13 protein-coding genes and 1 pseudogene are annotated in these 12,975 nt (G+C 72.7%); 8 read left to right on the top strand and 6 right to left on the bottom strand.

Annotation, left to right across the window (positions count from 1 at the left end):
• Positions 1–37 precede the first annotated feature (37 nt).
• A complete protein-coding gene (locus GA0070564_RS00235) occupies positions 38–910 on the bottom strand; it encodes an alpha/beta fold hydrolase (protein ID WP_091600986.1) in 873 nt (290 codons plus the stop codon).
• Positions 911–991: 81 nt separating this feature from the next.
• On the opposite strand from GA0070564_RS00235, the gene GA0070564_RS00230 reads away from it, so the two are divergent.
• On the top strand, positions 992–1,666 hold the full coding sequence (locus tag GA0070564_RS00230) for an alpha/beta fold hydrolase (protein WP_091600984.1): 675 nt from the start codon (positions 992–994) through the stop codon (positions 1,664–1,666).
• 38 nt (positions 1,667–1,704) lie between these two features.
• Here the strand turns inward: GA0070564_RS00230 and GA0070564_RS00225 are convergent, their stop codons facing one another.
• Positions 1,705–2,142, bottom strand: coding sequence for a VOC family protein (locus tag GA0070564_RS00225; protein ID WP_091600982.1), 438 nt, complete (start codon positions 2,140–2,142; stop codon positions 1,705–1,707).
• Between the two features lie 146 nt (positions 2,143–2,288).
• Between GA0070564_RS00225 and GA0070564_RS00220 the strand changes: the two genes are divergently transcribed.
• From GA0070564_RS00220 to GA0070564_RS00210, 3 genes are read left to right on the top strand one after another with little or no spacing between them, the layout of a single operon-like run.
• Positions 2,289–2,645, top strand: coding sequence for an ArsR/SmtB family transcription factor (locus tag GA0070564_RS00220; RefSeq protein ID WP_091604273.1), 357 nt, complete (start codon positions 2,289–2,291; stop codon positions 2,643–2,645).
• Positions 2,642–3,121, top strand: a complete 480-nt coding sequence (locus GA0070564_RS00215) for an SRPBCC family protein (RefSeq protein WP_091600980.1) — start codon at positions 2,642–2,644, stop codon at positions 3,119–3,121. The genes GA0070564_RS00220 and GA0070564_RS00215 overlap by 4 nt, the downstream gene beginning before the upstream one ends.
• Positions 3,108–3,677, top strand: a complete 570-nt coding sequence (locus GA0070564_RS00210; protein ID WP_091600978.1) for a TIGR03086 family metal-binding protein — start codon at positions 3,108–3,110, stop codon at positions 3,675–3,677. The genes GA0070564_RS00215 and GA0070564_RS00210 overlap by 14 nt, the downstream gene beginning before the upstream one ends.
• 4 nt (positions 3,678–3,681) lie before the next feature.
• On the opposite strand, the gene GA0070564_RS00205 is transcribed toward GA0070564_RS00210, so the two are convergent.
• Positions 3,682–4,293: an HIT family protein gene (locus tag GA0070564_RS00205; RefSeq protein ID WP_091600976.1), complete on the bottom strand. Its 612-nt coding sequence runs from the start codon at positions 4,291–4,293 to the stop codon at positions 3,682–3,684.
• 59 nt (positions 4,294–4,352) lie between these two features.
• Between GA0070564_RS00205 and GA0070564_RS00200 the strand changes: the two genes are divergently transcribed.
• The gene (locus GA0070564_RS00200; RefSeq protein ID WP_091604271.1) at positions 4,353–4,991 is read left to right on the top strand and encodes a class I SAM-dependent methyltransferase; all 639 of its coding nucleotides are present in this window, start codon (positions 4,353–4,355) and stop codon (positions 4,989–4,991) included.
• Positions 4,992–5,048: 57 nt separating this feature from the next.
• Entirely contained in the window at positions 5,049–5,639 is a 591-nt protein-coding gene (locus tag GA0070564_RS00195; RefSeq protein WP_091600974.1) for a DinB family protein, read from the top strand.
• 27 nt (positions 5,640–5,666) lie between these two features.
• Here GA0070564_RS00195 and GA0070564_RS00190 read toward each other — a convergent pair.
• The 3 genes and pseudogenes from GA0070564_RS00190 to GA0070564_RS00180 form a co-directional block, all read right to left on the bottom strand.
• Positions 5,667–6,731, bottom strand: a pseudogene (locus GA0070564_RS00190) (PQQ-dependent sugar dehydrogenase); the annotation flags it as partial.
• A gap of 204 nt (positions 6,732–6,935) precedes the next feature.
• Entirely contained in the window at positions 6,936–7,346 is a 411-nt protein-coding gene (locus GA0070564_RS00185) for a DUF5818 domain-containing protein (protein ID WP_141714670.1), read from the bottom strand.
• 56 nt (positions 7,347–7,402) lie between these two features.
• A complete protein-coding gene (locus GA0070564_RS00180; RefSeq protein WP_091600970.1) occupies positions 7,403–10,054 on the bottom strand; it encodes a hypothetical protein in 2,652 nt (883 codons plus the stop codon).
• A 180-nt stretch (positions 10,055–10,234) separates the two neighbouring features.
• Here GA0070564_RS00180 and GA0070564_RS00175 point away from each other — a divergent pair, with 180 nt between their 5' ends.
• Both GA0070564_RS00175 and GA0070564_RS00170 read left to right on the top strand, forming a co-directional pair.
• Positions 10,235–11,599 carry a glutamine synthetase family protein gene (locus GA0070564_RS00175; protein WP_091600968.1) on the top strand — a complete coding sequence of 455 codons (1,365 nt, stop codon included), beginning with the start codon at positions 10,235–10,237 and terminating at the stop codon, positions 11,597–11,599.
• A gap of 16 nt (positions 11,600–11,615) precedes the next feature.
• Entirely contained in the window at positions 11,616–12,971 is a 1,356-nt protein-coding gene (locus tag GA0070564_RS00170) for an aldehyde dehydrogenase family protein (RefSeq protein WP_091600966.1), read from the top strand.
• Positions 12,972–12,975: the final 4 nt, after the last annotated feature.

The following is a 12,975-nucleotide window of genomic DNA, read 5'->3' as shown; positions in this document are numbered from 1 at the left end:
CGGCAGGCTACCGCCGCCCTGTGACATCGGATCGCCCTCAGCGGTGCCGGTCCAGGACCTCGCGCAGCTTGCGCGCGAAGGCCTCGGGCCGGCCCGGGTAGCCGGAGTCGGCACCGAGGAACCCGCCGTGGTGACTGGGGAACACGGTCGGCTCCTGCCCGAGCAGCTCGGCGGTGGCCACCGAGGTCCGAGCGGTGAAGGTGCCGGCGGACTCCTCGCCGACCGCGATCACGATGCGGGTCGGCGCGGCGGTCAGGGCGTCGACCCGGGGGCGGTAGCCGCTGACCGCCCGGGACCGGTCGGAGAGCAGAGGATCGTCCCGCGAGCCGTCGTCCTCGCCCGGCATGCCGAACCGGGCGGGGTCCGGCGGGGGCGCGGCGAAGTACTCGTCGGTGAACTCGCCCGGCCACGACGTCATGGCGATGAAGGCGGCCATGCCGGCGTTCGATCCGTCGGCCTGGTAGGCGCTCCGGACGCGGCCGAAGGCCCGCTCGGCGGCCTCGGCGTCCGGGAGCACGGGGATCAGTGGCGGCTCGTGCGCCACCAGGGTGCTCACGTCGTGCGGATGCGCCGTCACCAGCGCCAGCGCGGTCACCGCGCCACCGCTGCTGGCGAACATCTCGACCGGTCCACCACCGAGCGCTTCGACAAGGGCGTGGACGTCGGTCGCCTGGACCTCGGGGTCGTGGTCGATCCGGCCGTCCTTGCGGACGCTGCGACCGAGGCCGCGGGGGTCGTACGTGACCACGGTGCGATCGGGTAGCTGCGCGGCCAGGGCGGTGAAGCCGTCGGCGGTCATCGGCTGCGCGATCAGAAACAGTGGTGGTCGCCGGTCGGCGGTGGGCAGCGGGCCGCGCACGTCGTACACGATGTCGGCCCCGGCGGTCTCCAGGGTGTGCGTCTTCGTCATGACAGGGTCGACTCCAGCGGGACGCGGAACTCATCGCCCTGATGCGGTCGGATGTCGTACCCCTGTGTGAGTCTGCGGGGCATGGCCACTTTCGTTCTGATCCACGGCGGCGGAGGCAGCGCCTGGGACTGGCACCTGCTGGCGTCCGAGCTGACCGCCCGGGGGCACGACGTGGTCGTGCCGGAGCTGCCCATCGACGACGAGTCGGCGGGGCTCGCCGAGTTCGGCCGGACGGTCGTCGACGCGATCGGCGACCACACCGACCTGGTGGTCGTCGGCCAGTCGTACGGTTGCTTCACCGCGCCGCTGGTCGCCGACGAGCTGCCGGTGCGGCTGCTCGTCCTGCTCACCCCGATGATCCCGCGCCCCGGCGAGAAGCCGGGGGACTGGTGGGACGCCACCGGCTACCGCAGCCCGGAGGGGCTCAGCGAGGCCGAGCAGTTCTACAACGGCGTGCCGGCCGAGCTCGTGGCCGAGGCCCCGTCACACGTCCGTCAGCAGGTCAGCGCGGAGTGGAACGAGCCGTGGCCGCTGGCCGCCTGGCCGGACGTGCCGACGAAGGTGCTCCTGGCCCGCGACGACCGGTTCTTCCCGGCGGACTTCGTGCGCCGGGTGGCCGCCGACCGGCTCGGCGTCGTCCCGGACGAGGTCGACGGCGGCCACACCGTGGCGCTCAGCCGGCCGAAGCAGCTCGCCGACCGGCTGACCGGCTATCTCGGGACAGCAGGGCGTGCAGGACAGCCATCGCCAGGCTGAGGCCGAGCAGCGGTGGTTGTCGGGCGCCCGCGACCCGCCTAGTCGAGGCAGAACTCGTTGCCCTCGACGTCCTGCATGACGAGGCACGACTCGTTCTCCTCGTCGGCGAGCATGAGTCGTACGCGCTTCGCGCCGAGGGCTTCCAGGCGGGCGGACTCGGATGCGAGCACGGCGAGTCGCTCCTCGCCCACCAGCCCGGTGACCACCCGGACGTCCAGGTGCACCCGGTTCTTGGCGACCTTGCTCTCGGGGACGCGCTGGAAGTACAGCCGGGGGCCCGCCCCGGTGGGGTCCTGGGCCACCGCCCAGGCACCGCGCTGCTCCTCCGGCAGCGTCTGCTCGTAGTCGTCCCAGGAGTCGAACCCCTCCGGCGACGGCGGCGGGACATACCCCAGCGCCTCGCACCAGAAGCGGGCGACGCGTCGAGGCTCGGCGCAGTCGAACGTGACCTGGACCTGCTTGATCGGGCTAGCCATGGCGCCACCCTAGGTGAAGATCCTTTGCGGTCGCCAGGTGATTCTCGGAGCCCCTTCCCATCGGCGGTTTCAACCCACTGGTTGACGTGTTGGGTGATAGGAGGTACGTTGACTTTCAACTTGAGAGTTTAAAGCTGGAGGTGCGGATGGCGGTGGACACGCTGTCGCGGGTCTTCGCGGCTCTCGCGGACCCGACCAGGCGGGACATGGTGACCCGGCTGGCAGCCGGGGACGCGACCGTCGGCCAGCTCGCCGAGCCCTACCCGATGACGCTCCAGGCGGTCTACAAGCACCTTAAGGTGCTGGAGGACGCCGGGGTGGTGAGCCGGCCGGCGGGGCCGCAGCCCCGCCCGGTGCGGCTGGAGGCGGAGGTCTTCGACCTGATGGACGGGTGGATCGAGCGCTACCGGCGGCAGGCCGAGGAGCGGTACCGCCGCCTCGACGCCGTGCTGGCGGAGATGGACCAGGACACGAGCGACGACCAGAAGGGAAGCGCGGCATGAACATCGCCGAGACCACCATCGAGGCCGACCCGAAGGTGCCGGTGATCCGGCTGCGCCGGGAGTTCAACGCCAGGCCCGAGCAGCTGTTCCGGGCGCACACCGATCCGAAGCTGTTCGCGCGGTGGGTGGGACCCGACCGGATGGACAACCGCATCGAGGAGTGGGACGCCCGCCCGGGCGGCAGCTGGCGCTACGTCGCCACCCGCGACGGCCAGGAGTACGCGTTCCGCGGCTGCTTTCACGACGTGCGCCCGGACCGGATCGTGCAGACGTTCACCTTCGAGGGGCAACCCGACGGCGTGGCGTTGGAGACGCTCTGCTTCGACGACCTCGGCGGCGGTCGTACGCTGCTGCGCGCCCAGTCGTTGGTGGACAGCTTCGAGGCGCGGGACGCCTGGCTGGCCAGCGGCATGGAGGTCGGAGTCGACCAGGGCTACGCCAAACTCGACGGGATGCTCGCCGATGGCACTGTCTGACCTTCCCGCGCAGCGGCACCGGCAGGTCGGCGCCGGGTTCACCGACCGGGTCCGGGGCACCCGGTCATGGGACGCGCCCGCGCCGGTCCCCGGGTGGACCGCCCGGGACGTCGTACGCCATCTCGTCGAATGGTTGCCGCCGTTGCTGGCCGGCGGCGCCGGTGTCCGGCTGCCCGCCGGGCCGTCGGTCGACGACGACCCGGTCGGCGCGTGGCAGACCCACTGCGACGCGGTGCAGTCCCTGCTGGACGACCCGGCCACCGCCGGCCGCCTGTTGTCGAACCCGCACCTCGGCGAGCTGCCGCTCGACCGCGCGATCGACCAGTTCTACACCAGCGACGTGTTCATGCACACCTGGGACCTGGCCCGGGCCACCGGCCAGGACGAGCGCCTCGACCAGGACTTCTGCGCCCAGCTGCTGGCCGGGATGGAGTCGATGGAGGAGATCATCCGCTCGTCCGGCCAGTACGGCCCCCGCGTGCCGGTGAAGGAGGACGCCGACCCGCAGACCCGGATGCTGGGCTTCATCGGCCGCGACCCGGAGTGGACTCCCTGAGCGGTCAGGTGGTCGCCGACCGGCGCCCGCCGTGCGAGGCGACCAGGGCGTCGGCCACGATCGCGGCGTCCGCCTCGGCGACGTCGGCGGGATATTCCGGCAGCAGGTCGTCCCAGACGGGCAGCCACGACCCGAAGAACTGCGCCTGCCCCTCGGGCCGGGCGAAGAACCAGATGTGCAGGTGGGCCGCCCCGTCGCCGATCCGGTAGACGTGGGCGCGGGAGATGTGCGGCAGGGCCTGCACGTGCCGGGCGATGCGGGTGGTCAGCAGGCCCAGCTCCGCGGCGAGCTCGTCCGGGAGGTCCGCCAGGTCGTGGTGGTCGCGCGGGTAGAGCATCAGCACCAGCGGTACGCCCACGCCGGTGACCCGCGCCAGCCGCCAGTTGTCGTCGAACCAGATGCCCTCGTCGCGGTCCCGGCACGGCCCGCAGTCCGCCGGATCCTCGCCGTGCCGGGCGTGCTCGGGGAGCACCGGTGGGCGCAGCGGCGTGACCCGCAGCCCCTGCTGTTCGAACGGGCTGATCTCCCAGCCCGTCATCCGGGCCAGCGGAAGCCGCCGCTCGTCGTCCGCGGCGGACAGGGCGTGCTGGTGGAACTCATCGGGACTCAAGGCCATGCCCGGCAGGCTAGTACGACCAAGATCTCCTCGTGGTCCCGCCGGCTATGGTGCGGTGCATGGCCGACCGTGACTGGCTCGACGACACCCGGACCTCCTACGACACGGTGGCGCAGAGCTACGCCGACCTGCTGCGCGACGCGCTCGCCGGCGAACCGTTCCAGCGGGGCGTCCTCGCGCTCTTCGCCGAGCTGGCGCGGGCGCAGGGGGCCGGGCCGGTGGCCGACGTCGGCTGCGGTCCGGGGCGGATCACCGCGTACCTGGACGGCCTCGGCCTGGACGCGTTCGGCGTGGACCTGTCGCCCGCGATGATCGACGTGGCCCGACGGGACCATCCCGAGCTGCGGTTCGAGGTGGGCTCGATGAGCCGGCTGGACATCGCCGACGAGAGCCTGACCGGGCTGCTGGCCTGGTTCTCGCTGATCCACGTCCCGGACGACGAGGTGCCGGCGGTCCTCGCCGAGTTCCACCGGGTGCTCCGACCGGGCGGTGTGGCGCTGTTCGGCTTCTTCGCCGGGGACGGCAGCAGGCTGAAGACGCAGGGCTACGGCGGGCACCCCATGCACGTGTACGTCCACCGCCGCCCGCCCGCCCGGGTGGCGGCCTGGTCGGAGGCCGCCGGCTTCGTGGTGGAGGCCGAGATGACGCACCGGCCGTCCCCGGACGTCGAGGGCGGCTTCGTCTTCGCCCACCGCTGACGCCCTCGGTCCCACACGGGACCACCGGCGAAGCGCGGTTGGGCAAGACTGGCGGCCATGGCGGACATGACCGATCCGAAGACCGCGCTGCTCCACTACCTCCGCGACAACCGCGACGACCTGATCTCCAAGCTGGACGGGCTGGGTGAACGCGAGGTCCGGCTGCCCCGCACCCCGACCGGCACCAACCTGCTGGGCATCGTGAAGCACTGCCTGAACGTCGAGGCCGGCTACTTCGGTCCGACCTTCGGGCGCCGCTTCCCGACGCCCGAGGAGTTGGTCTCCGACCAGGAGCAGGACGACGACCCGCAGGCCGACTGGTACGCCCGGGAGGACGAGACGAAGGACGGGCTGATCGACCTGTACCGCCGGGTCGCGGCGTTCGCCGACGAGACGATCGAGCAACTGCCGCTGGACGCGCCGGGGCAGGTGCCGTGGTGGCGGCCCGGTTCACCGCCGGTGACCCTGCACCGGGTCGTCATCCACGTGATCGGCGACGTCGCCCGGCACGCCGGTCACGCCGACATCCTCCGCGAGCAGCAGGACGGTGCGGTCGGTTGGCTCGGCGAGGGCGTCGGCGTCCCCGACGGGTACGACTGGCCGGCTTACGTGGCCAGGCTGACGAAGCTCGCCGACCGGTTCAGCTGACGGCCGGCTGGCGCGGCCCCCGGGTGCGCGCAGGATGCGGTCGTCCTCGGGGGCCGGGGTGGCGCGGCCGTCCCGGTTGCTGGTGGTCACCCAGAGTGAGCCGTCCGGCGCCCGCGCCACCGTTCGCAGCCGGCCGTACGCGCCGACCAGCTCGGGAGCCGGCGCGCCGACCGCACCGGACCGGTCCACCGGTACGGCCCACAGCCGCATTCCGCGCAGCGCCGCGACGAAGAGCGTGCCGTGGGCGAAGGCGGCGCCGCTGGGGGACGCCTCGGCGGGCCGCCACACCACCACCGGGTCGCGGAACCGGGGGTCGGCGGCGACGCCCTCGACGACCGGCCAGCCGTAGTTGCCGCCCGGCACGATCCGGTTGACCTCGTCCCAGGTGCTCTGGCCGAACTCGGTGGCGAAGAGCCGCCCGTGCCGGTCCCAGGCCAGGCCCTGCACGTTGCGGTGGCCGTAGCTGTAGACCGGCGAGCCGGGGAACGGGTTGTCCGCCGGTACCGTGCCGTCCGGGCGGATCCGCAGGATCTTGCCGTTGCGGCTGGCCAGGTCCTGGGCGTCGGCCGGCATGAGGGCGTCGCCGATGCCGGCGTAGAGCATGCCGTCGGGGCCGAACGCGATCCGGCCGCCGTCGTGGGCGGGGGCCCGCCGGACGCCGCCGACGATCACCTGCGGGGGCTGCGTCGAACCCAGCCGGAACCGGGCGATCCGCAGGTCGGTGGCGGTGGTGTAGCAGACGTAGACCAGCCGGTCCCGAACGAAGGTGGGGGAGACGGCCAGCCCGAGCAGTCCGGCCTCACCACCGGCCACGACGTCGGGGATGCGAGCCACCTCGCGGGGTGGCCGGCCGGGGCGTACCCGCAGCACGGTGCCCAGGTCGCGCTGGGTGACCAGCGCGCTGCCGTCGGGCAGGAAGTCCAGGCCCCAGGGCACGGCCAGCCCGCTGGCCACCGTCTCGGGGGTGCTGAGGTCGTAGCCGACCGGGGTGGGCGGCCGGTCGGGGCGGGGACGCGCCGCGGCCTCGCCGATGCCGGACACCAGCGTGAGTACGGCCGCGGCCGCGGCGGCGGCGACGATGCGACGGTTCAACTGTGCTCCTCGGTGCGGCGGTCCCTGCTGGGAGAACGCCGTCGAGCTGGAACAGTTGCGGACCGTGGCCGTGCCACCTGTCGCGGAGACTGTCGACCTGATGGCGTGAACGGCTCGACCGAGCGCCGAGTCGTTCACGTCATCAGCTCGAAAGGCGGCTCGGCGGGGATCCACCGGGGACGTGAGCCGGAGGGCGGGGGCCTCTCACCGCAGGGTGAGCGCCCGATCGGCGGCGCAGCCCGGCGGCACCTGCGCCGCCACCCCTGACACGGTGACCGTCCGCCCGTCGACGAGGTCGGCGGTCGGCGGGCCCAGCAGCGCCCAGGTCGTATCCTCGGCACGCAGCAGCACCCAGCGGCCGGAGCGGTCGACCGTGCCGGTGAGGCTGCGGTAGCCGCGTACCAGGTCACCCCGCCGGTCCGGGTCGGCGCTGCCGGTGGGGGCGGCGGCGGGCGGCGTGGGGGTGTTGGTCGGCGGTACGGGGGTGGCCGCGCTCCCCGACCCGGACGGCGGCGGGTCGCCGCCACTGGCGCAGGCGGTGACCAGCAGCAGGGTCGACGCGACCAGGGCGACGGTGCGGATGCTCGTCATGGCGGTGGGACGACGCGGCGACATCCGGGGTTCCTTCCGGGTGGGGGCGGGCCGGCCGCGGCCGACCCGCCCCGGTCCGCTCAGAGCAGGAACAACGGCGTCTTCCAGATGCCGCGCCCGTGGGTCGCGGCGTACAGGTTGCCGTCGATGCTGACGTGCAGGTCGAAGACCGCGGTCAGCGGGAGCGCCTTCGGGCCGCTGCCCGGCTCCCGACCGACCCGCCGCCACCGGATGGTCTCCGGGGTGGCCCGCCGGTCGGCGACCAGCACCCCGAGGTCGGTGCCGACGACCAGTTTGTTGCCGACCACCACCACGTCGGTGGCCGGTACGTCCGGGAAGCCGACCGACAGGTCGGTCCAGGCCACCGACACGCCGCCGGCGGTCTTCGTCAGCCTGCCCCGGTAGACGTGCTTCACCCCGGCGCCCGGGCCCTCGACGAAGCGTCGGTTGAAGCCGTTGAAGACCAGGTAGATGGTCGAGTTGGTGCGGTCGGCCGGGTCGAAGGTCACCGCGTTGGGATAGCGGTTGGGCAGCCCGGTCAGGTCCAGCTCGGTCCAGGCGCCACCCCAGTTGGTGGCGACACCCCGGGTGAACCCGGCGCTGTTGCAGTTCGCCTCGCCGCACCAGGCGGCCAGGTAGGTGTCCTTCGACGGGTCGGCCGGCGCCTTCGGGTCGGCCACCCCGTCGAGGCCGACGACCAGGCGGGCGCCGTCCTCGTCGAGGGTGTGGAGCTTGCGCCAGCCGTTCTCCTCGTCGGCCGCCGCCTCCGCCGGGGTGTAGGAGAACGCCAGGTCGTGCCGCCAGACGGAGTTGCCGCCGGCCACCCAACGCTCGCTGCTGCCGTCGCGGGTGTTGCGCGAGCCGCGGATCGCCCGGAAGGGCGCGGTGAAGCGGGAGTTCACGTCCGGCACCGTCACGTCGAAGATCGCGTTGGTGGTGCCGTTGCTCTGTCCGCAGTTCCTGGTCAGCCAGAGGTTCAGGTTGGTGTACTCGTCGAGGATCTGGCAGCCGTTGCGCGGATTGACGACGGTGTCACCGCCGTCGCCGCCGAACGGGCTGACCATCTTGCGCGCCCCGGCCCGCAGCAGCGAACCGCCGTTGTCCTGCAGGCCGCCGGAGACCGTCACGCCCCGCCGGTTCGGGTCCCGGCCGGTGCCGACCGAGTAGTACTGCAGGGTGCGCAGCCCGGCGTTGTGGTTGGTCCAGTCCAGCGCGTGCCCGTCGGCGTTCTCCCGGCTGACCGCCGGGGCCAGCGGCCGGGAGTAGACCCCGCCGTCGTTGCCGACCAGGACGGTGCCGCCGCTGATCGCGATGGAGTGCTGGTCGGAGTGGGTGGTGGGCGGGCAGCCACCGCGCGGGTCGGTGATCTTGAAGCAGGGGAACGGGAAGTTCCAGTACGGGCCGACGGTCTTCCAGCTGCCGCCGCCGTCCTCGCTCTCGTAGACCTCCTCCAACCCGAGGTAGACGTGTCGGGGGTTGGTCGGATCGACCTCGATGAAGTTGTTGTACCAGGCCTGCACGCCCGGCTGGTACGTCGGCAGCGCCTTCAACGCCGATCCCGAGTTCGCCAGCTTCGTGGAGTCGGCGATCCGTACCCACGGTCCGAGGATGCCGCCGGTGGACCGGTAGGCGCCCTTGAGCACCGACGGCTCACCCTCCAGCAACTGCTCCGGGCTCTCCTGCACCAGGTAGTAGCTGTGCCCGTCGGCGGAGACCGCGAACTCGGCGTTGCCCACGTCGTCGTTGTCGATGTCGCCGAGCAGGTCGACCCGGGTGAAGCTGCCGGCCCTGCCGCCCACGGTGGACAGGTAGTAGCCGTTGTACGCCGCCCCGGAGCGCCAGGCCGCGTTGATCAGCACCGTCCGGCCCTTCGAACCGGGGTCGACCAGGATGTCGTTGACGATGTTGTCGTACGGCTTGGTGACGTCGGTGTCCGACGCCGGGTTCGGCAGGAACAGCAGCTCCCACCGCTCGGCGTGCCGGCGCTCGTCGGTGGAGTGCTGCCACAGCCCCCGGGTGGTGGCGGCGTAGACGTGTCCGGCCCCGTCGAACTTGAGCTGGTTGATGCTGCGCGACTCCAGCTCGTCCCCGCCGACCCGGTCGGCCTGGGAGAAGCCGCGCGCCCGGCTGGCGTGCCGCAGCCGGTAGACGCCCGCCCCGGTGTAGCTGGTGGCGCCGGTGTTCGCCTCGCCGGTGGCGTACCAGAGGGTGTCGGAGGCGGCCTGATAGACCAGGTCGCCGGTGGACAGGGCGAGGATGCCGTCGGAGATCGGTGTCCACTTCCCGCCGGCGAGCCGCTTGCGGAACACGCCGCCGTTCGCGCCACCGGCGAAGACCTGCCCCCGCCCGGCCGCCAGGCCGGTGACCCGGCCGGCCACCAGACCGGCGCCGCCACCGGAGTTGGAGAAGTTCGGGTCGCGGTAGTTCGGGTCGTCGGCGTCGTACGGCTTGTCGGTGACCTCGGTCCACGGCGCGAGGGTGCCGCGCAGTCCCCGCAGGTCGGCCAGGGCCTCGCCGTACTCGCCGGGCGCCACCGACCCGTACGGGGCGAGCCGGGCCGACGCCTCCTGGGCGGCGTACGGCTTGATGCCCTTGGCGCCGGACTCCTCGCCCTCGTCCTCACCCGGCTCGGCGCGCGCCGGGGCGATCGTGGCCAGCAGGGTGACCGCCGCGGTCGCGGCGGCGACGAGGATGCGTCGGCGGTCCCGCCGACGGTGTTGAGCAGTGCGCATCGCGCTCCTCCCCATCATGGCCGGGCGCCTCCGTTGGCGCCCGACCCGTCTCGCACGCTAGCCATCGACGAATATCAAGAGAAGAAGTACGGAGCATCGGTCGGGTTTGCCGACGTGTCCACCAGGGGCATTGACGGTGATCGGGTTCGGCCAGTAGACCTTGGTGATGGAGGCGCACCCATGAGGAAAGCTCCGCTCACGCTGGAACAGCTCCGCGTCGCCGTCGCCGAGGGTGAGATCGACACCGTGGTGCTGGCCCTGACCGACATGCAGGGCCGCCTGCAGGGCAAACGCATCCACGCGCCGTACTTCCTCGACCAGGTGGTCGCGGGCGGCAGCGAGGGCTGCAACTACCTGCTCGCCGTGGACGTCGACATGAACACCGTCGACGGGTACGCGATGTCCAGCTGGGAACGCGGCTACGGCGACTTCGCCATGAAGCCCGACTTCGCCACGCTGCGCCGCACGCCCTGGCAGCCCGGCAGCGCGCTGGTCCTGGCCGACCTGGAGTGGCTGGACGGCTCCGGCCCGGTGGTCGCCTCGCCCCGGCAGATCCTGCGCCGGCAGCTCGACCGGCTCGCCGCCCACGGCCTGACCGCGTACGCGGGCACCGAGCTGGAGTTCGTCCTCTACCGCGACTCGTACGAGGACGCCTGGCGGAGCGGTTACCGCGACCTGACCCCGGCCAACCAGTACAACGTCGACTACTCGCTGCTCGGCACCGCCCGGGTGGAGCCGCTGCTGCGCCGGATCCGCACCGAGATGGCCGGCGCCGGGCTCACCCCGGAGAGCGCCAAGGGCGAGTGCAACCTCGGCCAGCACGAGATCGCCTTCCGCTACGACGAGGCGGTGGCCTGCGCCGACCACCATGTGATCTACAAGAACGGGGCCAAGGAGATCGCCGCCCAGGAGGGCATGTCGATCACCTTCATGGCCAAGCCGAACGCCCGCGAGGGGAACTCCTGCCACATCCACTTCTCACTGCGCGACGCCGACGGCCGCTCGGCGATGCTCGGCGACGGGCCGGCGCAGCTGAGCGTGACCGGGCAGCGGGTGCTGGCCGGACTGCTCGCCACCATGCGCGAGTTCAGCCTGCTCTTCGCCCCGAACATCAACTCCTACAAGCGCTATCAGCCCGGCTCGTTCGCGCCGACCGCGCTGCGCTGGGGCACCGACAACCGCACCTGCGCCCTGCGCCTGGTCGGCCACGGCCAGGGGATGCGGGTGGAGAACCGGGTGCCCGGGGCGGACGTGAACCCCTATCTGGCGATCGCGGCGCTGGTCGCCGGGGCGGTGCGCGGCATCGAGGCGGAGCTGGAGCTGGCCGACGAGTGCACCGGCAACGCGTACGACGACCCGGCCGCCGAGCGGGTGCCGGCCACCCTGCGCGACGCGCTCACCCTCTGGGAGGGCTCGTCGGTGGCCCGGGAGGCGTTCGGCGACGAGGTGGCCGACCACTACGCCAACCAGGCGAAGGTCGAGCTGGCCGCGTTCGACGCCGCGGTGACCGACTGGGAACTCACCCGTGGCTTCGAACGCCTCTGACGGGCAGGCTGGGCACATGACGAACGTGGTGGACCCGGCGACGGGTGCGGTGCTGACCGACGTCGCGGCGACGTCGGTGGCCCAGACGGACGCGGCGATCGAGCGGGCGGCCCGGGCGTACGAGTCGTGGCGGCACGTCGCGCCGGGGGACCGGGCACGGCTGCTGCGGCGGTTCGCCGCGGTGGTCGACGCCCACCGGGAGGAGTTGGCCGGGCTGGAGGTGCGCAACTCCGGGCACACCATCGGCAACGCCCGCTGGGAGGCCGGCAACGTCCGGGACGTGCTGGACTACTACGCGGGCGCGCCGGAGCGGCTGACCGGCCGGCAGATCCCGGTGCCGGGCGGGCTGGACGTCACCTTCCACGAGCCGCTCGGCGTGGTCGGGGTGATCGTGCCGTGGAACTTCCCGATGCCGATCGCCGGCTGGGGCTTCGCCCCCGCGCTGGCCGCCGGCAACACGGTGGTGCTCAAGCCCGCCGAGCTGACCCCGCTCACCGCGCTGCGCCTGGCCGAGCTGGCCCTCGACGCGGGCCTGCCGGAGGGAGTCTTCACCGTGCTGCCCGGCAGCGGCGGCGTGGTGGGCGAGCGGTTCGTCACCCACCCGGCGGTCCGCAAGGTCTGCTTCACCGGCTCCACCGAGGTCGGCACCCGGATCATGGCCGGCTGCGCCGAGCAGGTGAAGCGGGTGACGCTGGAGCTGGGCGGCAAGTCGGCCAACCTGGTCTTCGCCGACGCCGACCTGGAGCGGGCCGCGGCCACCGCGCCGGCGTCGGTCTTCGACAACGCCGGCCAGGACTGCTGCGCCCGCTCCCGCATCCTGGTCCAGCGCCCGGTGTACGACCGCTTCCTGGAACTGCTCGAACCGGCCGTGCGCGCCTTCCGGGTGCAGGACCCGGCCACCGAGACCGCCGAGATGGGCCCGCTGATCTCCGCCGGCCACCGGGACCGGGTCGCCGGCTACGTCGACGGTGCGAAGGTCGCCTTCACCGGCAGCAGCCCCGACGGCCCCGGCTTCTGGTACCCGCCGACCGTGCTGCTCGCCGACTCCCCGGCCGACCGGCACTGGCGGGAGGAGATCTTCGGCCCGGTGGTGTCGGTGCTGCCGTTCGACGACGAGGCCGACGCGGTCCGGCTCGCCAACGACACCGAGTACGGCCTCTCCGGCTCGATCTGGACCCGGGACGTCGGCCGGGCGCTGCGGCTGACCCGGGCGGTGGAGTCGGGCAACCTCAGCGTCAACTCGCACTCCTCGGTGCGCTACTGGACGCCGTTCGGCGGGATGAAGCGCTCCGGCCTCGGCCGCGAGCTGGGCCCGGACGCGCTGCACGCCTTCACCGACGTCAAGAACGTGTTCATCAGCACCGAGGAGTGAGCAG

Source organism: Micromonospora mirobrigensis, from assembly GCF_900091555.1.
Lineage (GTDB): Bacteria > Actinomycetota > Actinomycetes > Mycobacteriales > Micromonosporaceae > Micromonospora > Micromonospora mirobrigensis.
Note: the sequence above shows the minus strand (reverse complement) of the source record. Positions and strands in the feature narration are given on the sequence as shown.

Coding starts and splice junctions, on each gene's coding strand:
- GA0070564_RS00230 (WP_091600984.1), top strand. CDS start 992: ATGGCCACTTTCGTTCTGATCCACGGCGGCGGAGGCAGCGCCTGGGAC.
- GA0070564_RS00180 (WP_091600970.1), bottom strand. CDS start 10,054: ATGCGCACTGCTCAACACCGTCGGCGGGACCGCCGACGCATCCTCGTC.
- GA0070564_RS00170 (WP_091600966.1), top strand. CDS start 11,616: ATGACGAACGTGGTGGACCCGGCGACGGGTGCGGTGCTGACCGACGTC.
- GA0070564_RS00185 (WP_141714670.1), bottom strand. CDS start 7,346: ATGTCGCCGCGTCGTCCCACCGCCATGACGAGCATCCGCACCGTCGCC.
- GA0070564_RS00205 (WP_091600976.1), bottom strand. CDS start 4,293: ATGGCCTTGAGTCCCGATGAGTTCCACCAGCACGCCCTGTCCGCCGCG.
- GA0070564_RS00175 (WP_091600968.1), top strand. CDS start 10,235: ATGAGGAAAGCTCCGCTCACGCTGGAACAGCTCCGCGTCGCCGTCGCC.
- GA0070564_RS00225 (WP_091600982.1), bottom strand. CDS start 2,142: ATGGCTAGCCCGATCAAGCAGGTCCAGGTCACGTTCGACTGCGCCGAG.
- GA0070564_RS00215 (WP_091600980.1), top strand. CDS start 2,642: ATGAACATCGCCGAGACCACCATCGAGGCCGACCCGAAGGTGCCGGTG.
- GA0070564_RS00200 (WP_091604271.1), top strand. CDS start 4,353: ATGGCCGACCGTGACTGGCTCGACGACACCCGGACCTCCTACGACACG.
- GA0070564_RS00220 (WP_091604273.1), top strand. CDS start 2,289: ATGGCGGTGGACACGCTGTCGCGGGTCTTCGCGGCTCTCGCGGACCCG.
- GA0070564_RS00210 (WP_091600978.1), top strand. CDS start 3,108: ATGGCACTGTCTGACCTTCCCGCGCAGCGGCACCGGCAGGTCGGCGCC.
- GA0070564_RS00195 (WP_091600974.1), top strand. CDS start 5,049: ATGGCGGACATGACCGATCCGAAGACCGCGCTGCTCCACTACCTCCGC.
- GA0070564_RS00235 (WP_091600986.1), bottom strand. CDS start 910: ATGACGAAGACGCACACCCTGGAGACCGCCGGGGCCGACATCGTGTAC.